The following is a 23,334-nucleotide window of genomic DNA, read 5'->3' as shown; positions in this document are numbered from 1 at the left end:
GCCGGCGCGCAGTCGGCCAGCCCGCGCGTGGCGTCGGTGGGGTCGACGCCGTCGACCAGATCCAGCGGGCTACCGACGACCTCGCCGCGGTGGGCGTCGAAGACCAACACCTGGCCCAGGTGGGTGGCGACCAGCAGCTGGCCGTGCCCGAGGAATCGCGGCGTCGTCGGCATCCCGATCACCGGTTGCCGCCACCGGGTCCACTGCGTCACCGGGAATGACAGGAAGGCCCCCGGCTGGCCGACATAGAGGTTGTCGAAGCCGTCGAACAGCGGCCCGGCGAAGCCGCCGCCCTGGAACAGCCGGACGCACCAGCGTTGCCGGCCGTTGTCGTCGTTCTCCCACTCCATCAGCGAGCAACCCGCGGGCGTCTGCGCGTTGAGGGCGAGGTAGCCGCGCGCGCCGAGCGCCGGTCCGGCCGCCAGGCTGCCCTTGACCGAGCGCGTCCACCGCAGCGACAGCTTGGAAGCGCCGCCGGTCGCGGTGTAGCCGCTGTTGGCCGCGTCGGCGTAGGGCGCGGGCCAGCCCGGCGCGGGTGACGCCTCCACCCACGCGTCGGTGTTCCCGCAGCCGCCGAGCCCCGCCGCGAGCGTGGCGGCCAACACCGTGGCCGAACAGAACCGAAGCCCACGCACGAGATGTCCGGCAAGCACTTGGGTTTCCAGATCCTTCGTCAGTCGGTTCGCTCGAGGGGCGCCGGCCGTTCGGCATGAGCTGCGATTGAGTACAGGTGAGGGTAACCCGTGCCGGTCGGCGACCGGCCGATCGCCCGCACCTTGTTCTCCAGACCCCGGCGGTCCCCATTAGGCTTTCCGGCCATGACGACCATGTGGGGCGCCCCGCTCCATCGGCGCTGGCGGGGATCGACGCTGCGGGATCCGCGGCAGGCCAAATTCCTGACGCTCGCCTCGCTGAAGTGGGTGCTGGCCAACCGCGCCTACACGCCGTGGTACCTGGTGCGCTACTGGCGGCTGCTGAAGTTCAAGCTGGCCAACCCGCACATCATCACCCGCGGCATGGTGTTCCTCGGCAAGGACGTGGAGATCCACGCGACACCCGAGCTGGCGCAGCTGGAAATCGGCCGCTGGGTCCACATCGGGGACAAGAACACCATCCGGGCGCACGAGGGTTCGCTGCGGTTCGGCGACAAGGTGGTGCTCGGCCGCGACAACGTCATCAACGCCTACCTCGACGTCGAGCTCGGCGATTCGGTGTTGATGGCCGACTGGTGCTACGTGTGCGATTTCGACCATCGCATGGACGACATCAACGTCCCGATCAAGGATCAGGGCATCATCAAGTCCCCGGTCCGAATCGGCCCCGACACCTGGGTCGGGGTGAAGGTGACGGTGCTGCGCGGCACCTCCATCGGACGCGGTTGCGTGCTGGGCTCGCACGCGGTGGTGCGCGGCGAGATCCCCGACTACTCGATCGCGGTCGGGGCGCCGGCCAAAGTGGTCAAGAACCGCCAGCTTTCGTGGGAGAACTCGGCGGCGCAGCGCGCCGAACTGGCCGCCGCGCTGGCCGACATCGAACGCAAGAAGGCGGCGCGCTAGTCAGAAGGTGACCCGCTGGCTAGCTGGCCGGTTCGGGGTGGTCGTCCACGTTGGTCACGGTGACGTTGACCCCGTACTTGTCGGTGCCGTCGACGAGCTGACACCGCGCTCAGAGGCTCTGGTAGCGGCGCAGCGCCTCGGCCCGTTCGGTGCCGTGGTCGACGATCGGCTCCGGATATCCTTGCGGGCGTTCGCCTTTGCGAAGGTGCGCGTCGTCGACCGAGCGCAGCTCGGGCACCCAGCGCCGGATGTAGTCGCCGGCGGGATCGAACTTCTCGCCCTGTTTGGTGGGGTTGAACACGCGGAAGTACGGCGCGGCGTCGGTGCCGCACCCCGCGCACCACTGCCAGCCGTGCTGGTTGTTGGCCATGTCGCCGTCCACGAGTTGCTCCAGGAACCATTCGGCGCCCCACTGCCACGGCAGATGCAGGTCCTTGACCAGAAACGACGCCACCGTCATGCGCACCCGGTTATGCATGAAGCCCGTCTCGCGCAGCTGACGCATCCCCGCGTCGACGAACGGGAACCCGGTTCGGCCGGCCTTCCAGGATTCGAAGCGCCGCTTGGCCTCGGCTCCGGTGTCGGTCTGGATGGCGTCGAAGTCGCTGTTCCAGTTGCGCCACGAACTGGCCGGCCAGTGGTGCAGCACGTCGGCGTAAAAGTCGCGAAACGCCAACTCCCGCACGTAGGCCTGCGCCCCGGGGCTACCGGTGTCGAGGCCGGCGACCAGGGTGCGGGGATGGATGGTGCCGAACTTCAGGTACGCCGACATCCGGCTGGTTCCCGGCAGGTCGGGCCTGTTGCGGTCATCGCCGTAGCGCTTCAGCGCTTCGCCGGCGAACCGCTCCCACTGGGCGAGCGCCGCGGATTCCCCGGCGGCGAGGTCGAGCGCGGCCCCGGGGTCCGGGATCTCGCACTGGGCCACGTCCACATCGGTCGGGTCGAGCCAGCGCGCCGACGCGGCGCCCGACTTCGCCGGCGCCCGCCAGCCCACCTCGCGCCACTGCCGCAGGAACGGGGTGAACACCCGATACGGCGAGCCGTCCGGTTTGGTGACGCGCCCGGGTGACACCAGGTACGGCGAGCCCGTCGCCACCAGCGGCACCGAACCCAGCGCCTCGCGCACCCGTTCGTCGCGGCGCTTCCCGTACGGCGCGAAGTCCTCCGAGATGTGCACCGAGGCCGCGCCGATCTCCGTGGCGATGCGGGGGATCTGCCGCTCGGGTCGCCCGCGGGTCACCAGCAGGCGACCGTCGAGGTCGGCGCGCAACTGCCGCAACGAATCTCCGAGGAACTGCAGCCGCCGCGGGCCCGACGACGCCTCCAGCCGCGGATCGAGCACGAAGCAGGCCAGCACCTCCCCGCTGTCGGCGGCGGCGGCGAGGGCGGGGTGATCACGCAGCCGCAGGTCGCGGCGAAACCACAGCAGCGTCGGCATTGCGCAGGAGTACCTCAGCGGTTGAGCCGCCACACATGCGTGGCCAGCACGGTCGCGAAGGAGGTCCACAGCGCGTACGGCGACATCGCCAGGCCGGCGCGCGGGTCGGCCTGCGCCGTGCGACGCACCAGGTCGGCGCTGCTGGCCGCCAGCGCCGCGGCCCCGATCGCCGCCGCACCCAGCTTGTGATACCGGAAGAACAGCCAACTCCAGGAACCGTTGAGGACCAGGTTCACCCCCAGCGCGGCGGCGTAGCGGCGCGCCTCGTCGTCTTTGCCCGCCGCCCGGAGCCGGTCGATGGCCACCGCGGACGACGCCGCGATGTCGGTGTAAAGGGTGGTCCACACGATCGGGAAGACCGCGTCGGGCGGCTGGTAGGGCGGCTTGCGCAGCCGGGCGAACCACACCGACACGCTGTTGACGCTGGCGATGCTTCCGGTGCCGGCGGCGGTGCCGACGGCCAGCGACGTCGCCGCCAGTGTTGACTTCTTCACGGTCTACTCTCCTCGCGTCGGGGTTGTATTCAGTTGTGGATGAATAACTCTGGGGTGCATCGGGGTGTTGGGCCACCAGATCCGGTCGCCGATGAGGGCGAACAGCGCGGGAATGATGAGCGTGCGCACCACGAACGTGTCGAGCAGGATGCCGAGCCCGACGATGATGCCCAGCTGCGTCAGCACGATCAGCGGCAACACCCCCAACACGGCGAAGACGGCGGCCAAAACGATTCCCGCGCTGGTGATCACGCCGCCGGTGGCCGACACCGCGCGGACCATGCCGTCGCGGGCGCCGTGGTCGGCGGCCTCCTCGCGGGCGCGCGTGACCAGGAAGATGGTGTAGTCCACGCCGAGGGCGGCCAGGAAAAGGAAGGCGAACAGCGGGGTGCTGTTGTCCAGCGCCGGGAAGCCGAAGACGTGGATGCTGGCCCAGCCGCCGACGCCGAGGGCGGCCAGCGCGCCCAGGATCGTCGCCGCCAGCAGTATCGGTGGCGCCAGCGCCGAGCGCAGCAGCGCGAACAGCACGGCCAGGATCACGCCGAGGATGGCAGGGATGACCAGCAGGCGGTCATGGACGGCGGCGTTGCGGACGTCGAGGGCCTGCGCGTCGGGTCCGCCCACCAGCGCACCGTAGTCGGCCGAGTGGACCGAATCCCGCAGTGCCGCAATGGTGTTGAACGCCCGATCGGAGGCCGGCGGGGCGTCGATGACCACCGACCACTTGGTCAGGCCGGTCGTCGACCGGCCGGACGGGTTCTCCGAAACCACGCCAGGCGTCGAACTGATGGCTTGCGTTATGTTCGGCGCCGCGACGGTGGAGCCCACCACCAGCGTCGGGTTGGCAAGGCCGGCGGGGAAGTGCGCGGCGACGATGTCGTAGCCGGTCACCGAATCGGCGCGCACGCGGAACTGTTCGGTCTGCGACAGGCCGACCCGGGTGCCCAGCAGCCCCGTGCCCAGGGCCGCCAGGACGGTGACGGCGACGGCCGCGACGGCGGCCGGATGCCTGCCCACCCAGTCGGCGACCCGGTGCCACGGGCCGGCGTCGATCCGGGCGCCATCACCGGGGCGCGGGACGAACGGCCAGAAGAGCCGGCGGCCGAACAGGGCCAGCAGCGGCGGCAGCACGGTCAGGACCGACGCGGCGGCGACGAGAATCCCGCACGCGGCCAGGGCGCCCAGGCTGCGGGTGCTCGGGGTGGACGCGAACAGCAGCGTCAGCAGCGCCAGCACCACGGTCGCGTTGCTGGCCAGGATGGCCGGCCCGGCCATGCGCACGGCTCGGCGCAGGGCCTCGCGGTGGTCGGGGCTGCGCGACAGTTCCTGGCGGTAGCGCGAGATCAGCAGCAGCGCGTAGTTGGTGCCCGCGCCGAACACCAGCACGCTGGTGATCCCGGAGGTGGACCCGTCGAAGCTGAGCCCGGTGAGCGACGCCACCGCGGTGCCCACCGCCGCGGCCACCCGGTCGGCGAAGCCGATCACCAGCAGCGGCACCAGCCACAGCACCGGCGAGCGGTAAGTCGCAATCAGCAGCGCCGCCACCACCGAGGCCGTCACAATCAGGAGCGTGACGTTGGCGTTGGTGAACGCGTTCGCGATGTCGGCCCCGAACGCCGGGCCGCCGGTGACGTGGGCGCGGAGGTCTCCCGGCAGCCCGGTGTCCGCGGCCTTGCGCAACGCGGCGACCTTGTCGTCGAGGGCCAGGCCCGACAGGTCCGCGCTCACCGGCACCACGCCGATGGCGACCCTGCCGTCGGCCGAGACCGTCGTCGTCGGGGGCGCGCCGGTGGCGTCGCCGCGGCCGCCTTGGGCTCGGGCGGCTCGGGTTTGGCGCGCGCGGTGGCGAGCCGGGACTCGAACGTCGCCATCGCCTCGATCAGCGCCTGGAAAACCCGGTGCGCCGCATCCAGATCCCGGTCGGGGATATCGGCGAGCGCCGAGCGCACCTCGGCGCCAAGCGGGTTGAAGAAGGACCGGGCCAGCGCCATGCCCGGCTTCTCGTAACGAAGCAGCGTCTTGCGGCGGTCGTCGGGGTCGGGCTCGCGGCGGATGTGCCCGGCCTCGATCATCCGGTCGACGAGGTAGGTGATGGCGGCCGGCGACACGTCCATTCGCTGCCGCAGCCTGGCCAGTGTCAGCGGTTCCCCGGCCGTTTCGGCGACCATGATGTGCAGCAGCGCGTGGAAGTCGCTGCCGCTGACGTCGTTCTGCCGGGCGAAGTGGCGTCCGATGCGGTCGGACTGCGCTGTGATCGCCCGCATGTCCGCGGACATGAGCTTCTCCAGTTCGGTCCGTCCTGGCCGCCGATCAGCAGCGCCGCGCCTGGTCACCTACCCGCATCCTTCTTCGATACGCACAAAGCATATTCGGCGGCCGCTGTCGCGGCCCGCCGCAGTGAGCGTACCCGCCGGCCAGATGATTTGGCCGTTGCGCCCGCTCGATGCCTCAGTATTCCCCGGGAATGCGCGCCCGGCGCCCCCCGCTCGACGCCAACCGGCACCGCGGCCGTGCAGGCCGGCGCTACCACGGTTCAGTCGGCGCGCCGCAGGGCTTCCGACTTGTGCACGGCGTCGGCGCCGGTCTTGCTGCTGCGGACGCGGTACTGCGGTTCGTCCGTCGACGCGCGCACCGCGCGCCCGGCGGCCTCGGTGTCCGAAGTGATCTTCTCCTCGACCGTTCCGTGGACCGTTTTGCCGTGGCTCTTCCACTCGACGTTGTCGCCCTTGCGGAATGTGTTGTCTCCCATGGTATTGCCCTTTCGGGAGTGCGCCGGGCCGGGCGCCGCGACCATACCCCGGCGCGCGGTGGCGGTGACATCGCGCGCGATGCCGCCGAAGACCGCGTCGCGCGAGGGCGCGGAAGCGGTCCAAAACAGCTGCCCCACAAGCCCGTACGGCTGGAAGAGCGCACGCTGGCCGTAACGGGACCCCCCGTTGCCGTCCGGGCTTGCGGTCAGCTCGAGCCACAGGCGGCCGGGCAGCGGGATGTCGGCGCGCAGCCGCAGCAAGCGGGGGTGCTCGACGTGCTCGACGCGCCACCAATCCAGCGCCTCACCGACGTGCAGCCGGTGACCGTCGAGCGGCCTGCGGCGTCTCCACACGGCGGTGACCAGGCCATTGATCCAGCCGCGCACCGGCCAGCCCAGGGGGAGGACCGACCAATTGCGTTCGGTAACCGCCGTTTCGATGGCGCGCCACAGGGTGGCGGTGTCGGTGGGACTGTGGTGTTGGCGCACATCGTCGTAAAGCGATCCGCCCGCCCACTGCGGGTCGGTGGGAAGCGGTTGGGACGGCGCGCCGTCGGCGTCGCCGCGCGACCACCGCGTGCGCAGGTCGCCGCGGCGCGCGTGGCCCAGCGCCAGTTCGACGGCTTCCTCGTAGTGCGTCAGCCCGTCCGCGGGATCGGGTATGTGGCGGGCGATGTCACGGTCGGCGCACACCACGTCGTTCTCCAGTGACTCCATCAGCGAGACCGCCAGCCGGCGCGGGATCGGGGTGAGCAGGCCGACCAACGGGGCCGAGACCCCCGGACTCAGCAGCGGCGCCGGCAGCGTCGGCCGCCTGGTCAAGCCCGCGACGGCGGCGTACTTGCGGATCATCTCGGTGTAGGGGAAGGCGTCCGGGCCGCCGATGTCGAACGGCCGGTTCACCTCGGCGGGCAGCTCCGCGGCCTTGACGAGGTAGTACAGGACGTCCCGGACGGCGATGGGCTGGACGCGGGTGCGTAGCCAGCGCGGGGTGACGATGAGCGGCAGTCGTTCGGTGAGGTAGCGCAGCATCTCGAAGCTGGCCGAGCCCGCTCCGATGATGGCGGCCGCCCGCAGTTCGGCGGTGGGCACTCCGGATTCCATGAACACCTCGCCCACCTCCGCGCGCGAGGCGAGGTGGTCGGACAGTTCCTGCCCGGTGGGGATGATCCCGCCGACGTAGACGATGCGGGACAGGGCGGCGCCGGCGGCGGCGTCGGCCACGATCCGGGCGGCCCGCCGGTCGAACTCCACGAAGTCGGGTCGCAACAGCGAATGCACCAGGTAGTAGAGCACCTGCTGGCCCCGCAGCGCCCGCCGCACGGTGGGAGCATCGGCGACGTCGCCGCCGATGACGTCGACCCGGTCGCGCCAGGCGACGTCGTCGAGTTTGGCCGGGTCACGCGCGAGCACGCGCACGGTGTGCCCGGCCGACAGCAGCTCGGGGATCAGGCGCGTGCCCAGATAGCCGGTGGCGCCGAGTACGACGCAGCGCACGCGGTCATCCCTCCGGGTCGTCGTCGGGGGCCGCGGTGTGGGCCGGGTGGCCGTGGGTGCGCCGGCGCTCCTTGAGGGCCGCCTCGTGGGCGTGGCGGCGTCCGTCGGTGAGCCGGCTTCGCACGAGCCCTTCGATTTCGCGGAAGCAGCGGTAGTAGCCGTCGTCGTAGTCTTCGACCACCTGGAAGGTCCATCGGCCGGGCAGTACGTTACGCCCGATGAGTTCACGGCTGATGAGCTCGGCCACCTCGGCGTGTCCGAGTTCGGACAACGTGGCCACCGCCTCGTCGAGTTGCAGGTCGGCGTGACCGGTCAACTGGTGGAAGGAGTACAGGTGTCCGCGGGCACGTTCGATGGTCTCCAGCGCCTCGGTGACCTTTCCCACCGCCTCGGCCACGGCCTGCGCCGCGTCACCGTCATCCATCGAACGCCCCTAACCTCTCGCGCACCGCGTCAGTGCTATGGCTTCCCGTTGAGGGCGGGGACCAACCGCGCTCGGGGGGACGAGATTGTTAAACATCTGAAATATTCACGTGCCGTCCGCGACGCGGGCGGGGATTGGGACACAAGGCCTTTCGCCGGCGGGCGCGGTTAGAGCGGCCGGATCCCCTTCTTGGCGGCGCGCCGAAGCTGGATCATCCGCGCCGCGCCGACCAGCACGGTGGTGGCCGCACCTGCGACGGCGGCCAACAGGTAACCCACGCCCACCGGCAGGTTCCAGTGCAACATCAGGAAGTGCGCGGTGACGGATTCGGTGTTCTGGGCGACGAAGACGAGCAGGACGATCAGGATCAGCAGGCCGACCACCAAGAACCACCAGGCCGCCGCCAGCCGCGTGAACGACGGCCGGTTCGTCCGCGCCGTCAGGGCGGGCGCGGACTCGACGCGCCCGAGCCCGCCGTCCCGGGTGCGGGAAACTAGGGATTGCTCAGCGCAGACGCCTCGTCGCCAGCACACACCACGACGCGGCCGCGGCGACGAACGCCATCGACTGCGCGATCCCGGTGCGGCCGGCCGGATACAACGTGCCGGCGACATAGCGGTCGACGAACCCCGTGGCCGGCAGCGGCTCCATGCGCGCGCGACGGCGCGCCCATGATTCCAGCGACGTCAGCGGACAGGGCAGTGGCAACGTGACGACCGCGACCCCCCAGGCCACCGCGGGCACGTGCAACGCCATCGTGCGCGGCCAGCGCAGCGCGAGGAAACCGCCGACCGGCAGGTACATCAGATAAGCGAAGTGGGCGGCCGCGGTCGCCGCGACGGTGGCCGAATACAGCCTCTTCATGGCCGGCGCGTTCACGCCCGCGCCGCGCGCACCGCGTACCGGCGCTCGGCGTAGGCCAGGTCGTCGCGCCACAGGCGGCCGGCGGCATAGCGCATCATCGGTGAGATCAGCGGCCCCACCCGAGACGCGTATCTGAATCCGCGACGATCGGAGTGGGCAAAGGTGGCCTCCAGCACGGCGGTGCGGGGACGGCCGTCGGGTCCCGGACCGATTGGGGTGGCGTGGGTTTCGACGGTGCTGCCCACCCCCTCGCCGTCGACGATGCGCATCACGACGGTGCGGGCCTCCGGGCAGGTGAACTCCGCGATGACGGGCGCGCCGAATCGGCCCATCCGGAAGGTGACCGCGACCAGGAAGCGGTCGGCCTGTTCGGTGGGGGTGGTGAGGACCTCGAGCGCGGTGAACGAGTACGGGTGAAACCACGCGCCGTGCCAGGGGTCGAGCCGGTTGGCGACGATGTCGGCCGGCTCGCAGACGCCGACCATGCGGGTGACGGCGGTCAGCGTGTCGCCGGTCGGCCGGACCGGAATCACCGGTTCGTCCGACGGCTCCTCGTCGCCGACCTTGTCGAGCCGGACCCAGACCAGCGTGCCGTCGTCGTGGCCGGGCAACGGGCACCAGCCGAACTCGCGCTCGATGCCGCCGAGCGCCAGGCCGTGCCAGCGGCAGATCAACGCGCCGTCGTGAACCGTGCCGGTGGCCAGGTCGGCGCCCAGATGCGGGCAACTGCGTGGACCGATACGCAGGCGGCCCAGGCGGTCTCGCCAGGCGACCAGCTCGACGCCGGCCACCTGAACGCCGAACGGCCTGCCGGCCCGCACGTCGCGGCTGGCGGCAAAGGCGTACCAGTTGCCGGTGGGCCTCTTCTGGGAGCGACGCAGCGCCGATTCGATGAGGGCCGGCTCGGCCTCGCGGTAGGTCGGGCGCTGACTGGCCCATGCCGTGCGCGGGAGAACTTGCAGCGGAACGTCTTTGGGCAAGATCCGCCGAAACTGTCTGCGGATGTTCATGATTGGGTGGCCCTTTCACGGGTGGCCAGCCAGCGCAGCAGCGGCGAGCGGCCTGCGGTGGGTACGGTGTGCAGCGGGTGGCCGGCCAGCCCCCAGGATGCCAGCAGTCGGTTGGCCGCGCACCATCCGGTGGTCGCGGCACGCTCCATGAGCGCGACCGGCAGGTCGACGCGGATCGCGTCGCCGGCCAGCAGCAGCCCGGCGTGCGGCGTGACGACCTGGGGCCGCCGTTCGTACGATCCAGGTGGGAACAGCGGGCAGTCGCCGCGCTCCAGCGTGAGCTCGCAAACCACTTGCGCCGCGGCGGTTTCCGGGTATATCCGGTGCAGCTGGGCGATCGCGGCCGGGGTGGACGCCGCCGACTCGAGTGCGTAGGCGTGCAGTTCGACCACGGAACCGCGGTGCGCGCGAGCCCATTCGCCGGCTTCGCGCTCGTAGCGCTCCAGCACGCTGATGTTGTCGAGCGGTTTGTGGCCGGCGGTGCCCAGGAATGCCGACCGGTCCGCCGCGACGGGCCGGTCGAGCCACAGCCGGTGCACCGCGAACGGCGGGGCGATGCCCATCTGCGCGATCTGCCCGCGCCAGGTTTCGTTGCCCAGGTCGCTCGACTCGGCGACGATCCGCTGCAGGCCGGCGACGTCGGCCGCCAGGACCACCCCGTCGGCGTCCAGGTGGTCCCCGGAGTCGGTGTGCACGCGAAAACCGCCGGCCGCACCCGTGTCGATGCGCAGCACGTTGGCGCCGAGCCGGAATTGCACGGCGCGCGATTCCAGGTAGCGCTGCAGCGGCTCCCAGAGGGCCTTGTCGTAGTTCGCGGTCGGGACGTCGAAGATGAGGCCCTCGCTGGAGCCCAGGAAGTAGATGTGGAACATGGTCGCCAACTCGGCGGCCGACAGCTGCGACGGGTCGGCGAAGAAGCTGCGGGAGAAGACCTCGAACGCCAGGTGCCGGGCGGCCTCGGGGAAGCGGATGTTCTCCAGAAACGTTGCGGCGTCGAGGTGATCGAGGCGCTGGTAGATGCCGGGCAGCGAGACCGCGGCGAGCGGCGCGGCCGCCCGGGCGTCGAGGTGAAGGAAGTCGCGCAGCCGGAAGGTGGGACTGCGCGCCGCGAAGGCCACGGCGTTCCACGGCGGGGTCTGCGGCAGCCCGCGGAAGGTGTCGCGCCGGCCCTCGCCGTCGATGAGCGGGTAGTCCTCGACGGGGGTGAGCATGCCCAACCGCGGATCGATCCGCGCGAGCAGGGAGCGCAGGTTGTAGTACTGCCGGAAGAACGCGTGGAAGCCGCGATTCATCGCGAGCGGTTCGGAGCCGTCGCGCCGCTCGGTCCAGCCGCCGACGCGCCCGCCCAGATAGGGCTCGCGCTCGATCACCTCGACGGCGACCCCGCGTTCGGCCAGGCCCGTGGCCGCGCTCAGCCCGGCGATGCCGCCGCCGACCACCACCACGCGGGGCCGCGACGGCAGGGTGGCGGCGTCCGCCAATCCCCCGGTGGCGGGCAGAGTTTGGCGTCGGCGGTCGGTCCCCAGAGCGATGGGAGAATCAGTCATCGGGGGCCTCCGCGAGGAAGGTGTGCACGATGTTGGCCTCCCAGCTGGGCACGGTTTCGCTGCGCACCGCCGCGAAGCCCGCGTCGGTGAGGCGCTCGCGGAAACGTGCCGCGCCGTCGAACGCGAGCGCGCTGCGCCACAGGTAGCGGTAGAGCGTGGTGTCGCGGGTGCGCCACCACCCGGCGGGGATGATGATGCCCCAGCACACGGCGTGCCAGACCATCGTGGCGGCCGCGGAATCGCGCACCGAGTACTCGTGCACGGCCAGGGTGCCGCCCGGGCGCAGGAGCGCGCGGAAGGCCGCCAACTGGGCGTCGGGGTCGGCCAGGTTGCGGATGAGGTACGCGGCCAGGATGCCGTCGAACGGCCCGGCGACCCCGTGCTCGGCCACCCGCTCGATGGGGGAGTGCACGAACCGCACCGACTTTGGCCAGTCCTTCGCGCGGGCCGCCTCCAGCATGCCGCGCGACGCGTCGACCGCGACGATCTCGGCCTCGGGCGCGACGGCGAGCAGCGCGGCCGTCGATGCGCCGGTGCCGCACCCGGCGTCCAGTAGCCGTAATCCCTTGCCGTTGTCGGGGATTCGCATGCGCTGCGCCGACAGCAGCAGGTGGGGGTGGTACCACGGGTTGGCGCCGACGAGCCGGTCGTATGCCGCGGCCCCGGCGTCGAATGCGGCCGACAGGTCGCCCGGGGCCGGACCGAGTTCACCCACGCGCACGTTGCCGTTCCCACAGCAGCAGCACCGCGGTGACCAAAGCGAAGCCGAACAGAAAGTCCTCGATGGGAATGTCGAACGGGAACCGCACGCCGGCGGTCTGGCGATCGTCGTAGATCACGATCGGTGAGCTGAGCTTGGTGAGCCACCCGTCGACCGGTATCTGGAACCCGAGCACGATCAGCATCGACAGCCAGTAGGCGGGCCGCCGGAACAGCCCGGTGCGCAGCACCGCCAACTCCAACACGCACACGGCCACGACGGCCAGGACCGCGGGCAGCGTGTATCCCAGCCCCGTCATCGGCGGCCGACCTTGGCCAGGATGGTGCCGACGGCGTTGTACGTCAGAAGCCCGCACACCGGAATGACCAGGAAGAACAGCACCTCTTCGATCGGCACCCGGACCGGTACGTTCAGGCCGGTCACGTAGGCGCCGTCGTAGCGCCACACGTGCGCGGCGACCGCGATCTCATCCCAGAGCAGGAAGATCAACGCCACCGGCAGGATCGACCGGGCGGCCCGCCGCCACCGGCGGTAGACGCCGCGGCCGAACACCTCCAGGGGCGCGGTGACCGCCAGGCACGCGGCCAGAACCAGTAGGTACTGCCACCGATCGCTCATTCGGCTCCCGGACGATCGTCCTCCGCGCTGGTGCGCGCCCGCCACGACCGTATCAGTCCTGCACCGGCAACCCGCAGCCGTCGGACCTTGCCGACAGTGGCCCGATGCGTGAAAACAGCGAAGTCGCTGGCCTCGATCCGATCCAGGATCTCGCCGTAGAGTTGGGACGCCGTCGCCACGCACGGTCGCGAGCGCGGTGCCAGCAGCGCGATCCCGGAATTGGCGAATCGGTAAGTCTGCCGGGTGATTTCGTGCTGGGCGGCCAGCGCCCCCCGCACCCGGGGATCGGTGCGGCGATGCTGGTGACACCACATCAGCAGGTCGCGATCCACGCCGTGGGCGGCCAGCTCGTCGGCCGGCAGGTAGACCCGGCCGCGCAGCAGGTCCTCGTCGACGTCGCGCAGGAAGTTGGTGAGCTGGAAGGCGCGGCCCAGCGCCGCGGCGTACGGCGCGGCCTCCTCGACGGGCACCACGGTGCCCAGCACGGGCAGCACCTGCAGGCCGATCGCCTCCGCGGAGCCGCGCATGTAGAGGTTGATCGCGTCGCGGTTGGGATAGTCGGTGACGGACAGATCCATCCGCATCGACGCCAGGAAGTCCTCGAACAGCCGCGGGTCGATCCGGTAGCGGCGGGCGGTGTGGGTCACCGCCGCCAGGACCGGATCCCCCGTGTGGTCCCCGCCGGCGAAGAACTGGTCGGAGAGCTGCTGGAGCCGTTCGGCCCGCACGTCCGTGCCCACCGTGGGATCCAGGTCGTCGAGGATGTCGTCGGCGTAGCGGGCGAAGCCGTACAGCGCGTGGATCGCGGGCCGCTGGTCGGGCGCCAGCAGCCGGGTCGCCAGGAAGAACGTGCGGCCGTGCGCGGCGTTGAGCTCGCGGCACCGGCGATACCCCTCGCGCAGGCGCGGTTCGTCGATGCGGGCGGCGTCCAACTCGCTGCGGATCATGGCAACCTGGCTTTCGTGTCGATGCGGGTCACGGGGCGGGCGGCCGGGTGGATCGGCCCGGTGATGCGGTCGGCGGCCAGCCGCCCGGAGATCAGCGCGGTCGGCACGCCGACCCCGGGCACGGTGGACGACCCGGCGAGCACCGCGTTGTCGATGCCGCGGACCAGGTTGCCCGGGCGGAACGGGCCGGTCTGGGCGAACGTGTGGGCCAGCGCGAACGGGCTGCCGGCCGCCATGCCCTGGCGGGCCCAGTCGGCGGGTGTGACGACGTCGAGCACCTCGACATCGTCGCCCAGGCCGGGCAGCAGCCGGTCGGCGACCTCATCGATCATCGTGCGGCTGTAGCCGTCGCCGACCCCGGCCCAGTCCACCGTGCCCCGCTCCAGGTTCGGCGCGGGCGCGAGCACGTACAACAGGTCGCGGCCGGCGGGAGCCAGCGCCGGGTCGGTGGCCGTCGGCCGGGTCACCAGCAGCGACGGGTCCCGCATGAGCCGCCCGTCGCGGATGATGTCGGTGAACGTCTGGTCCCACGCGTCGCCGAACAGGATCGTGTGATGCAGCGTCTCGGGGGCCACGGACCGGCACCCGAGGTGGGCCACCACCGCCGACGGCGACGGTCGCAGCCGCACCGCGCGCCGCGGCGTCCGGCCCAGCAGCGCATACGTCAGCGGCAGTTCGGTCGTGAGCACCACGGCGTCGCAGGGGAAACGTCCGGATTCGGCCGTCCGCACGGCGGCGACCCGTCCGCCGGAGCGCTCGAGCCCGGTCACCGTTGCGCCGTAATGGAATTCGACTCCGGCGTCGACGGCCGCGGCGGCGAGGGCGTCGGGCAGGGCGCGGACGCCGCCGCGGGGGAAGAACACGCCGGCGACGGTGTCCATGTACGCGATCACCGCGTACGCGGCCAGGGCGTCGCGCGGCGCGACACCGGCGTACAGCGACTGGAAGGTGAAGACCCGCAGCAGCCGCTCGTCGGTGATGTGCCGGCGAACCATGCGCTCCCACTTGCGGAAGCCGCCGATGGCGGCGAGCTGCGCCAGTTGCGGGGTGAGCAGCGACAGTGGCGAGTCGAAGTTGGCGGAGATGAAGCCGTCGAACTCGACGCGGTACAGCCGCCCCAGCCACTCGCGCAGCCGCCGGTAGCCCGCTGCCTGCCCGAAGCCAGCGAACTCCTCGATCGCGGCGGTCATCCGCTCCTCGTCGGCATGCACGTCGATCGCGCTGCCGTCGCGGAAGACCGCGCGGTAGGCCGGGTCGACCGGCAGCAACTCCAGGCGGCTGGTCCGGTCCTCGCCGACGGCCGCGAAGACGTCGTCGATGATGTCCGGCATGGTGAGCACCGTGGGACCGGTGTCGACCCGGTAGCCGCCGACGTCGAGCCGGCCGGCCCGTCCGCCGGGCCAGGGGTACCGTTCGACCACCGTGACCTTGCGGCCCCGACCGGCCAGGTACAGCGCCGCGGAGAGGCCGGACAGGCCGGCCCCGACCACCACGACATGGTCGCTTCGTCCCTCGACAGTCCGCATGCTCAACGGGTCCCCATCTTCTTTGTCATCTGCTTACACGGCCCGGTCTGTGCAGGCCGCCGCCATGCTGTCCAGCGCGCCGCGCAGCGTCTCGTCGATCGCCATGACGCTGACCTGCCCGCGGGCGGCCGCGAGGCGGTCGCTGATCATCCCCTCGATGAGTTGCAGCGCGCCGGTGGCCGCGATCAGCCCCTTCCAGCGGTCGACGTCCGCGGCGTCGAGATGATCGCTGTTCATCAGTTCGGTGAGTTCTCCTCGGGTGGCGGCGTCGGCCAGCTGGTGGGCGGCGACCACAAGGCTGGTCGCCTTGCGTTCCAGCAAGTCTCCTCCGCTGGGCTTTCCCGTTGTGGCGGGATCGCCGAACACGCCCAGGACATCGTCGCGGAGCTGGAACGCCTCGCCGACGGCGGCGCCGTATCGGCCCAGCTGGGCGAGGGTCCGCGAATCGCAGTCCGCCATCGCCGCGCCGATCTCCAGCGGCCGGCGCACCGTGTAGTTTCCCGACTTGCGCCGGGCGACGTCGAGCACCGTCTCCAGCGACGGCAGGTTGCGGATGTCGTTGGCCAGGTCGGCGAACTGCCCGATCGCCAGTTCGGTGCGCATCTCGTCGTAGCGGTGCCACACCGAGAGCAGTCGCCGCGGTTCGACGCCGCTTTCCCGCATCATCTGCGAGGCCCAGATCAGGCAGAGGTCCCCGAGCAGGACGGCCGCGGATTCGCCGAAGCGCCGTGACGAGCCCGACAACGCGCGCCGGCCGTGCCACCGGGCGAACTGCACGTGCGCGGACGGTCGGCCCCGCCGCTCGTCCGAGTCGTCCATGACGTCGTCCTGCAGCAGCGCGAACGCCTGCAGAAACTCCAGGCCGGCGGCGGCCCGCAGAGCCGCCCGGCTCGGCGCCGCGCCGCACAACCACCCCAGATACATGAAGGTGGACCGCAGGCACTTGCCTTCGGAGACAAACTCGACGAGCACCCGGCCTGCCTCGTCGACCCCGGTCGCGTCGAGCTCGGCGGCTCGCAGGGAGGCGAATTCGGCGACCTCGGCGAGCACGGCCCGCCGCAGCCGTGACCGCCAGGCGTCGAAGCCGCCGGTATCTGGTGGATCCACCGAAACCGGTGACGCGGCCGTGCCCGGCTGCAATAGCGTGCTCATCTGCCCTCGCGCTCCCTCCGGACGGCTCGGGATCCTGCGCCTCGTGCGGCTCAAGTCCACGCGGTAGTTACCTCCCCTGGGGAACGTGAGAACCACATCTTCGGTTCAAATGACTTATCCAGGCGGCGCTTAGGCACGCTCGTTCAATTACTTAAAGATTAATTTACTGAATGTACTGGTGCTTCGCCAACCGAGAATTCGCCGCGGGGGCCGGCCGGGGAGGCAGGCGGGTGCCGGGAGGACGGCGGGCCGGCCCTCCGATACGCTTAAACAAGTTAAACGTTAAACAACTGAAATAAATGGCGTTCTGACGATAAGCTGTAGGGGTTATGGATGCTGTGGGGCAGCGGCGGGGCCGGGAGGCCCTCGAGTCGCTGATCTCGGCCGACCTGCGGGAGATGTCAACCGAATCCGACCAGATCGGCCGCCTCTTCGCGTCGGCTCATGACCTGCGGCCCAACGACTTCCGCGCCATCCTGCACATCATGGTGGCCGAAACCGCGGGCCGGCCGATGACCTCCGGTGACCTCAGCCACCGGATGGGTCTGTCCGGGTCGGCCATCACCTATCTGGTGGATCGGCTGATCGATTCCGGCCACATCCGGCGCGAGTCGCACCCGAACGACCGCCGAAAGGTCGTACTCCGCCACGGCGAGTCCGCGGTCGCCACCGCCCGGTCCTTCTTCAGCCCACTGGCCGCCCACACGCGGGCCGCCGTCGCGGAGCTCTCCGACGACGATCTACTGGCGGCGCACCGGGTCTTCTCCGCGCTGATCGGCGCGATGCGCGGTTTTCAGCGTGAACTGGACGCCGCCCACGACTGAGGCGCCGAAGCGGGCGTAACCGATGTCCGGGCCACGTTTTTCACGGCCGACAATGGGAACCCGCCGCCAAGTGAGCGTTTCCGACATCGTCGCGCTGCCCTTCGAATGGGGCTCGGCCCTGCGCGGCAAACGATTCTTCCATCCGCTCGGCGTGCTGGCCGAGGGCTCGATCGAGCGCAGCGCGCCCACTGGCCGGGGCCTGCCGATCCCGTCGTCGGACGTCGTCGCCCGGGTGTCCAAGGCCACCGGGACGCCTGGGGCGCTGCCCGATTTCATCGGCCTGGCGATCCGCGTCAGCCCGCCGGACGAGGGGCAACCCTGGGACGTCCTGCTGGTGTCCGCGGGTTCGGGCGCGCTGTCCCGCGCGGTGGCCCTGCGGCCGGTCGCCTCGTGGTCCGGGCACACGATGACCACCCTGATGGGGCTGCACTACCGCGGGCGCAACTGGTGGCTGCGGGCCCGGATCGTGACCGACATCGAGGGCCTGGGGCTGTCGCTCGACACCGTTCGCGATCGCATCGAGCGCGGCGGGGTCGAGGTGGCGCTCGACCAGGCCTGCGGCAGGGGCAAATTCACCCCGCTGGGCCGGCTGACGCTGACCCGTGTGCTCGATGCCGAGCGCGGTGCGGACGTGTCGTTCGATCCGGTCCTCAACACCGCGCCGGGGGTGAGCCTGTCCCCGGGCTGGCTGGCCGGCCTGCGCGCCAGCGCCTACCAGCGCAGCCGCGACGGACGGGATGCGGACTGACCGGGCCGACACGGATCGTCATCGCGGGGGCCGGCGGCCGCTGACCACCCGGCGCGTGCCCTAGCCGGATTGCCGGCCGAGCAGGTGGCGCAGCGCCTGCTCGAGTTCAGGCTGGCGGAAGCGGTGCCCTGCCGAGGCGAGCCCGGCGGGCATGACCCGCTGATTGGCGAACGCGAGTTCGCGCGCGCCCTGCGCGCCGAGCAATATCCGGGGGCCCAGCGACGGCACCGGCAGAACGGCCGGCCGGTGCAGGACCCGCGCCAGCGTGCGGGTGTATTCGGTGTTGCGGACCGGTTGCGGCGCAACGGCGTTCACCGGGCCCGACAGCGAGGCGTCCCACAGTGCGCGGTAATAAACGTCGATGAGGTCGTCGATCCCGATCCAGGACAACCACTGCCGGCCGTCGCCGAGACGGCCGCCCAGGCCGGCGCCGAACAGCGGGCGCATCAGCTTCAGCGTGCCGCCGCGCGGGGACTGCACGATGCCCGTGCGCACCAGCACGACCCGCGCCCCCGCCCGTTGCGCCGGTGCGGTCGCCTCCTCCCACTCGGCGACCACGTCGGCGAGGAAGCCGTCGCCGGGCTCGCTGTCCTCGGTGAGCGTCTCGTCCCCTCGGTCGTATCCGTAGTAGCCGATCGCCGAGGCGGAGATCAGGACGCCGGAGGAGTTGCGGCCCAACAGTTCCGCCAGCCGCCGCGTCGGCCCGATCCTGCTGTCGCGGATCGCCCGCCGGTGGGCGTCGGTGAACCGGCCGGCGATCGAGGCGCCCGCCAGGTGGATCACCGCGTCGACGCCGTCGAGCAGCCGCGGGTCGGGGTCGTCGGGGTTCCACCGGCGTTCGTCGTCGCCGCGCGGGGTGCCGCGGACCAGCCGGATGACGCGGTGGCCGCCGGTGCTCAGGAACGCCGTCAGCGCCGCCCCGACCAGTCCCGAGGATCCCGTGACGGCGATGGTCGATGGTCGCAGCCCGTTCTCGGCCGCCAGCCGGTGCGACGCCAGGTCGTCGGCCAGCTGACGGTGCCGGTAGACGAACATCGGGCGCAGCAGCGACCCGGGCACCGGCGCCTCGACTCGGTCGATGACCCTGGTGTGGTTTCCGCCCGCGTCCTCGAAGTCGTGAGTGTGCTTCCAGCGCACGGCGATTCGCGCGGGCAGGGTGGCCAGGCCGTCGCCGCCGATAGTGTCGACGAAGCGGCGCGGAGGGTCGTAGCCGTCCGGTTGGTGCTCGGCGACCCACCGCAGGCCACCGGGCAGGGCCAGGGTCGCGCGCCCGTCCTGCAGCGAGGAGGCCTCGCTGACCAGCCGCATGGGCTGCCACGGCGGCGACAGCCGGGTGAACGCACCCGGTCGGGTGTGCCAGGCGAACACGTCGGCGATCGGAGCGTCAACGACGCTCGAAAATTCCAGCCCCATGCCTAGACGCTAGCGGCCCGGCAGGGCGCGCTTCACGATGGGCAGCCTGGGCTGGGGTTGCCGCTCACCGCGCTTGGCCGCCACGTACACCTGTGCGGTCTGGCCGGCCACGGTGCGCCAGTCGAAGTCCGCGGTGAGCCGGTCGCGGGCGGCGCAGGCCCGGCGGGCGGCCACGTCGCCCGGCGGGCAGGACGCCCCCGTCCGGCCGTTGATCACCGCCTCGCCGAGACCGCCGACGTTCGAGGTCACCAGGGGCGTGCCGGCCGCGGCGGCCTCCAGCGCGACGATCCCGAACGGTTCGTAGTGGCTGGGCAGCACCGCCGCGTCGGCGCGATGCAGGATCGCCAGCAACTCCGCGTGGTCGAGGTGGCCCAGGAACCGAGTCGCCTTGAGCACCTTGTGTTTACGGGCCTGCTCGACGAGCCAGTCCTGCTGGGTGCCCTCCCCGGCGATGGTCAACGTGGTGCCCGGATGGGTGCGCCTGATCCGGGGCAGCGCGGCGATGACGTCGTGCACCCCCTTCTCGTACTCCAGCCGCCCCACGAACAGCAGCTCGGCCGGACCGCGGCGCGGCGCCCGCGCCGCGAAGGGCCAGCGGGCCGCGTCGATCCCGTTGCGGATCACGGTGATACCGGCCAGGCCCGGGCCGAACAGTTCGGTGATCTCGTCGGCCATCGACGCCGAACAGGTGATCAGCGAATCGGATTCCCGAACGAGCCACGACTCGACCGCGTGCACCTGGCGGCTGATCGGCCCGCTGATCCAGCCGGAATGCCGACCGGCTTCGGTGGCGTGGATGGTGGAAACCATTGGTACGTCGAAGAATTCGGCGAGCGCAATCGCGGGGTGGGCCACCAGCCAGTCGTGTGCGTGCACCACGTCGGGGCGCCACGGGCGGCCGCTGCGGGGCTTCTTCAGCGACAGCCCGGCGCGGACCATGGAGTGGCCCATCGCCAGTGTCCAGGCCATCATGTCGTCGCCGAAGGTGAATTCGTGCGGGTCGTGCGCGGCGGCGATCACCCGCACGCCCTCGTGCACCTCGTCGGTCGACGGATGCGTGCCCGGGTCGGTGCCCGCGGGGCGGCGCGACAGCACGACGACCTCGTGACCCGCCGCGGCCAGGGCGGTCGACAGGTGATGCACGTGGCGGCCCAGCCCGCCGATCACCACCGGCGGGTACTCCCAGGACACCATCAGGATCTTCACGCGCGGCCCCAGCCGTTGGGCCGCCGAGACTGCGCCCACGGCGCGGGTTCGCGGCCGGAACGCGCCGTAGGCGCAGGCTCGGCGCCGCCGACGCAGTCTCGGCGCGCGGCCGTGGAGTTGCTCACCGGGGCAGCCTTCGCGCGTCGAGCGCGCCGAACAGGCCGTCGGCGCGGTTCCACCCTTCGGCCAGCCGTCCCGCGGTTTCGCGCCGGCCCGAGGCCAGCGCCCCGGCGATCTCGCGGGTGGCGTGGGCGTGCAGATGCGCCCGGTAGCGGGCGTAGTCGGCCGCCGAGTCCTTGCTCACCATGAACGGCCAGTCGCTGGAGACGGTCAGTAGCGTCTCGCGCAGGATCTGGTCGGCGACGTGGTCGCGGGGAAGCGGCCCGTTCAGCGAGGCCGTCTCCGACAGGGCCTTGTCGACCGTGGTCAGGGCGGTGTCCACGACTTCGGCGTTCAGCCGGACCAGGTCGGCCACCTGCTCGCCGGCCCACACCTGCCAATCCTTGCCGGAGCCCCACGAGCTCGGCGGCAGCGCGACCGCGTGGCCGACGAAGCCGCGGTCGATCGCGTCGGTCAGCGTCCCCACCTGTACCCCGGCCTCGGGCAGGGCGCGCAGCACCCGCTGCAGCCACGCCGGGCCCTCGTACCACCAGTGGCCGAACAGCTCGGTGTCGAACGCGGCGACGACGTGCGCGGGCCGCCCGATGCGCTCGGACTCCGACTGCAGCCGGGCCCGGACCACGTCGACGAAGTCGGCGACGTGCACGTCGACCGCGCGGTCGGCGCGCTCGGGATCGTAGGGCGCCTTGCCCTCCGACGGCACGTTGCGCCCGGTCACCCGCGCCGGCTTGAGACCGGTGAGGTGGTCATAGGTGTGGAAGTCGCGATATGCGGCGTGGCCCGGGTAGCCCGACTTGGGCGACCACACCCGGTAGCTGACCTGCAGGTCTCGCCCGAACGCCACCACGTCGGTGTCGCCGACGGGCCGGCCCAGCGCGGTGTCGCCGTGCAGCGACGGCCCGTCGACCATGAAGTGGCCGACCCCCGCGGCGGCGTAGTCGCGTTCCATGCCCGGGGCGTAGGCGCACTCGGGCGCCCAGATCCCGCGCGGGCGGCCGGCCAGCCGCTGGTGCGCGTCGGCCAGGCCCTCACGCAGTGCGAATTCGCGCAGCCGCGGCGTGAGCAGCGGCTGGAACGGGTGGGCCAGCGGTCCGCCGAGCAGCTCGACGGTGCCGGCGTCGATGAGGCCGCGCAGCAGCGGGCTGGCCCCGTGGCGCCACAGGGTGGCGAAGTCCTCCAGCGCCCGGTCCGCCTCGGCGCATTCCCGAATGCCGAAGGCGCGCAACGCCTCCGGTGTGCACGACTCGTAGCCGGCCGACTTCGACCGGGGGATCGAGCGCACGCTGGCCGCCTCGGCGGCCCGCAGCCGCCAGTTGGCCAGCCAGTGGTGCATGCCGTCGAGGCAGTACGGGTCGTCCAGCTGCGCGTTGACCACCGGGGTGACGCCGAGGGTGAGTAGGCCCCGCCGACCCTCGTCGGCCAGCGCGCGCAGCACCCGCAGCAGCGGCAGGTAGGACGCCGCCCACGACTGGTAGAGCCATTCCTCGCCGACCGGCCAGCGGCCGTGATGGGCCAGCCACGGCAGGTGCGTGTGCAGCACCAGCGTGAAGAGGCCGGGCACTTTGTCCCGGGACACGGTCACGGGCGCACCGCGATCGCGATCAGGTCAAGGCTGTCATCAATGTCGGGGCTGTCGGGGCCGCGCTCGATCAGGTCGAAGTCGTCGACGGTGACCGCGGCGACGTCGGCCGCCAGCTCCGCCGGCCAGGGCGCCCCGGAGTCGGCGGCCAGGGCCCGCTCGATCTGCGCGTCGATGATGGAGCCGCCGTGCCGGGCGTCCATTTCCCGCAGCCGCGGCCCGTGGAACAGGCCGCTGATGGACACGTCGCGGAACCCCGCGCCGGCCAGCAGCTCGGTGAGCTCCTCGGCGTTCAGCTCGCGGGTGTGGAACGGGTTGACCGGGGTGTCGCGGCCCGGGGAGAAGGTGATCCGGTTTGGGGTGGACATCATCAGCAGCCCGCCCGGGCGCAGCACCCGGGCGCACTCGGCGACGAACTGTGGCTGGTCCCACAGGTGCTCGATGACTTGGAAGTTCACCACAACGTCGACCGACCCGGCGGGCAGCGGCAGCCGCGCGAGGTTCGCGTGCAGGACCTCGACCCGGGGGTAGCGGGCCCGGACGTGGGCCACCGTCGTCTCGTCGTAGTCGACCGCGACCACGTGGCGGGCGACGCCGGCGATCAGGTCGGCGCCGTACCCCTCGCCGCACCCGGCCTCGAGCACGTCGCGTCCGGCGCAGCGGGCTGCCAGTCGCTGGTAGACGACCTCGTGGCGGCGAAACCAGTAGTTCTCGACGTCCAGGCCGGGGATGGTGCGCTCGCCGGTCAGCGTCAACGCCGGAGGGGCCGCCGACGAGACCACCGCGGCGGAATCCGCGGGAGCCTGGCCGACGTCGGGGACGAATGCGCTCATTGAATAGGGAGGCTAACGCGAAGTGTCCGATTCGCGAACCGGGACGGAGGCGGCGCCGGTCGGGGATG

The 23,334-nt window shown here is 71.5% G+C and carries 23 protein-coding genes and 2 pseudogenes; 3 read left to right on the top strand and 22 right to left on the bottom strand.

Features of this window, described 5'->3' with window-relative positions:
* Positions 1-665 (bottom strand): annotated as a pseudogene (locus BN971_RS25390) (PQQ-binding-like beta-propeller repeat protein); the annotation flags it as partial.
* Positions 666-818: 153 nt separating this feature from the next.
* On the opposite strand from BN971_RS25390, the gene BN971_RS19845 reads away from it, so the two are divergent.
* Positions 819-1,556, top strand: a complete 738-nt coding sequence (locus tag BN971_RS19845; protein WP_085180672.1) for an acyltransferase — start codon at positions 819-821, stop codon at positions 1,554-1,556.
* 19 nt (positions 1,557-1,575) lie between these two features.
* On the opposite strand, the pseudogene BN971_RS26765 reads toward BN971_RS19845, so the two are convergent.
* From BN971_RS26765 to BN971_RS19765, 17 genes and pseudogenes are all read right to left on the bottom strand, one after another.
* Positions 1,576-1,662, bottom strand: a pseudogene (locus BN971_RS26765) (DUF4333 domain-containing protein); the annotation flags it as partial.
* Positions 1,663-1,665: 3 nt separating this feature from the next.
* On the bottom strand, positions 1,666-2,994 hold the full coding sequence (locus tag BN971_RS19840; protein ID WP_085180673.1) for a cryptochrome/photolyase family protein: 1,329 nt from the start codon (positions 2,992-2,994) through the stop codon (positions 1,666-1,668).
* 14 nt (positions 2,995-3,008) lie between these two features.
* Entirely contained in the window at positions 3,009-3,488 is a 480-nt protein-coding gene (locus BN971_RS19835) for a TspO/MBR family protein (protein ID WP_085180674.1), read from the bottom strand.
* 3 nt (positions 3,489-3,491) lie between these two features.
* Complete coding sequence (locus BN971_RS19830) at positions 3,492-5,216, bottom strand: MMPL family transporter (RefSeq protein ID WP_428978067.1); 1,725 nt, start codon at positions 5,214-5,216, stop codon at positions 3,492-3,494.
* Entirely contained in the window at positions 5,213-5,821 is a 609-nt protein-coding gene (locus tag BN971_RS19825) for a MarR family winged helix-turn-helix transcriptional regulator (protein ID WP_090350470.1), read from the bottom strand. Before BN971_RS19825 ends, BN971_RS19830 begins: the two co-directional genes overlap by 4 nt.
* 200 nt (positions 5,822-6,021) lie before the next feature.
* Positions 6,022-7,734 (bottom strand): HVA1 family protein, encoded by a 1,713-nt coding sequence (locus tag BN971_RS19820; protein ID WP_085180678.1) that lies wholly within the window; start codon positions 7,732-7,734, stop codon positions 6,022-6,024.
* A 4-nt stretch (positions 7,735-7,738) separates the two neighbouring features.
* Positions 7,739-8,158, bottom strand: coding sequence for a hypothetical protein (locus BN971_RS19815; RefSeq protein ID WP_085180679.1), 420 nt, complete (start codon positions 8,156-8,158; stop codon positions 7,739-7,741).
* A gap of 167 nt (positions 8,159-8,325) precedes the next feature.
* Positions 8,326-8,691 (bottom strand): lipopolysaccharide assembly protein LapA domain-containing protein, encoded by a 366-nt coding sequence (locus BN971_RS19810; protein ID WP_249262751.1) that lies wholly within the window; start codon positions 8,689-8,691, stop codon positions 8,326-8,328.
* The gene (locus BN971_RS19805; protein ID WP_085180863.1) at positions 8,663-9,022 is read right to left on the bottom strand and encodes a DUF2784 domain-containing protein; all 360 of its coding nucleotides are present in this window, start codon (positions 9,020-9,022) and stop codon (positions 8,663-8,665) included. Before BN971_RS19805 ends, BN971_RS19810 begins: the two co-directional genes overlap by 29 nt.
* A gap of 11 nt (positions 9,023-9,033) precedes the next feature.
* Positions 9,034-10,032, bottom strand: coding sequence for a DUF5914 domain-containing protein (locus tag BN971_RS19800; protein WP_085180682.1), 999 nt, complete (start codon positions 10,030-10,032; stop codon positions 9,034-9,036).
* Positions 10,029-11,579 carry an FAD-dependent oxidoreductase gene (locus tag BN971_RS19795; protein WP_085180683.1) on the bottom strand — a complete coding sequence of 517 codons (1,551 nt, stop codon included), beginning with the start codon at positions 11,577-11,579 and terminating at the stop codon, positions 10,029-10,031. The genes BN971_RS19800 and BN971_RS19795 overlap by 4 nt, the downstream gene beginning before the upstream one ends.
* Entirely contained in the window at positions 11,572-12,300 is a 729-nt protein-coding gene (locus tag BN971_RS19790; RefSeq protein ID WP_085180684.1) for a class I SAM-dependent methyltransferase, read from the bottom strand. Before BN971_RS19790 ends, BN971_RS19795 begins: the two co-directional genes overlap by 8 nt.
* Positions 12,287-12,598: a lycopene cyclase domain-containing protein gene (locus BN971_RS19785; protein ID WP_085180685.1), complete on the bottom strand. Its 312-nt coding sequence runs from the start codon at positions 12,596-12,598 to the stop codon at positions 12,287-12,289. The genes BN971_RS19790 and BN971_RS19785 overlap by 14 nt, the downstream gene beginning before the upstream one ends.
* The gene (locus BN971_RS19780; protein ID WP_085180686.1) at positions 12,595-12,918 is read right to left on the bottom strand and encodes a lycopene cyclase domain-containing protein; all 324 of its coding nucleotides are present in this window, start codon (positions 12,916-12,918) and stop codon (positions 12,595-12,597) included. The genes BN971_RS19785 and BN971_RS19780 overlap by 4 nt, the downstream gene beginning before the upstream one ends.
* The gene (locus BN971_RS19775) at positions 12,915-13,865 is read right to left on the bottom strand and encodes a phytoene/squalene synthase family protein (RefSeq protein ID WP_085180687.1); all 951 of its coding nucleotides are present in this window, start codon (positions 13,863-13,865) and stop codon (positions 12,915-12,917) included. The genes BN971_RS19780 and BN971_RS19775 overlap by 4 nt, the downstream gene beginning before the upstream one ends.
* Positions 13,862-15,391 (bottom strand): phytoene desaturase family protein, encoded by a 1,530-nt coding sequence (crtI, locus tag BN971_RS19770; protein WP_085180688.1) that lies wholly within the window; start codon positions 15,389-15,391, stop codon positions 13,862-13,864. The genes BN971_RS19775 and crtI overlap by 4 nt, the downstream gene beginning before the upstream one ends.
* 33 nt (positions 15,392-15,424) lie before the next feature.
* Positions 15,425-16,543: a polyprenyl synthetase family protein gene (locus BN971_RS19765; RefSeq protein WP_085180689.1), complete on the bottom strand. Its 1,119-nt coding sequence runs from the start codon at positions 16,541-16,543 to the stop codon at positions 15,425-15,427.
* 329 nt (positions 16,544-16,872) lie between these two features.
* Between BN971_RS19765 and BN971_RS19760 the strand changes: the two genes are divergently transcribed.
* Together BN971_RS19760 and BN971_RS19755 are read left to right on the top strand one after the other, a co-directional pair.
* The gene (locus BN971_RS19760; RefSeq protein ID WP_085180690.1) at positions 16,873-17,367 is read left to right on the top strand and encodes a MarR family winged helix-turn-helix transcriptional regulator; all 495 of its coding nucleotides are present in this window, start codon (positions 16,873-16,875) and stop codon (positions 17,365-17,367) included.
* A 52-nt stretch (positions 17,368-17,419) separates the two neighbouring features.
* Positions 17,420-18,115 carry a phosphodiesterase gene (locus tag BN971_RS19755; RefSeq protein ID WP_276011136.1) on the top strand — a complete coding sequence of 232 codons (696 nt, stop codon included), beginning with the start codon at positions 17,420-17,422 and terminating at the stop codon, positions 18,113-18,115.
* A 60-nt stretch (positions 18,116-18,175) separates the two neighbouring features.
* Here the strand turns inward: BN971_RS19755 and BN971_RS19750 are convergent, their stop codons facing one another.
* The 4 genes from BN971_RS19750 to BN971_RS19735 form a co-directional block, all read right to left on the bottom strand.
* Positions 18,176-19,528: a TIGR01777 family oxidoreductase gene (locus BN971_RS19750; RefSeq protein ID WP_085180692.1), complete on the bottom strand. Its 1,353-nt coding sequence runs from the start codon at positions 19,526-19,528 to the stop codon at positions 18,176-18,178.
* A 9-nt stretch (positions 19,529-19,537) separates the two neighbouring features.
* Positions 19,538-20,734: a glycosyltransferase family 4 protein gene (locus BN971_RS19745; RefSeq protein ID WP_090350467.1), complete on the bottom strand. Its 1,197-nt coding sequence runs from the start codon at positions 20,732-20,734 to the stop codon at positions 19,538-19,540.
* Between the two features lie 121 nt (positions 20,735-20,855).
* Complete coding sequence (locus BN971_RS19740) at positions 20,856-22,436, bottom strand: 1,4-alpha-glucan branching protein domain-containing protein (RefSeq protein WP_085180694.1); 1,581 nt, start codon at positions 22,434-22,436, stop codon at positions 20,856-20,858.
* Positions 22,433-23,266 carry a class I SAM-dependent methyltransferase gene (locus tag BN971_RS19735; RefSeq protein ID WP_085180695.1) on the bottom strand — a complete coding sequence of 278 codons (834 nt, stop codon included), beginning with the start codon at positions 23,264-23,266 and terminating at the stop codon, positions 22,433-22,435. The genes BN971_RS19740 and BN971_RS19735 overlap by 4 nt, the downstream gene beginning before the upstream one ends.
* Positions 23,267-23,334: the final 68 nt, after the last annotated feature.

Origin of the sequence: Mycobacterium bohemicum DSM 44277, from assembly GCF_001053185.1 — a bacterium.
Lineage (GTDB): Bacteria > Actinomycetota > Actinomycetes > Mycobacteriales > Mycobacteriaceae > Mycobacterium > Mycobacterium bohemicum.
The sequence above is the reverse complement of the archived record's forward strand: the minus strand, read 5'-3'. Positions and strand labels throughout refer to the sequence as shown.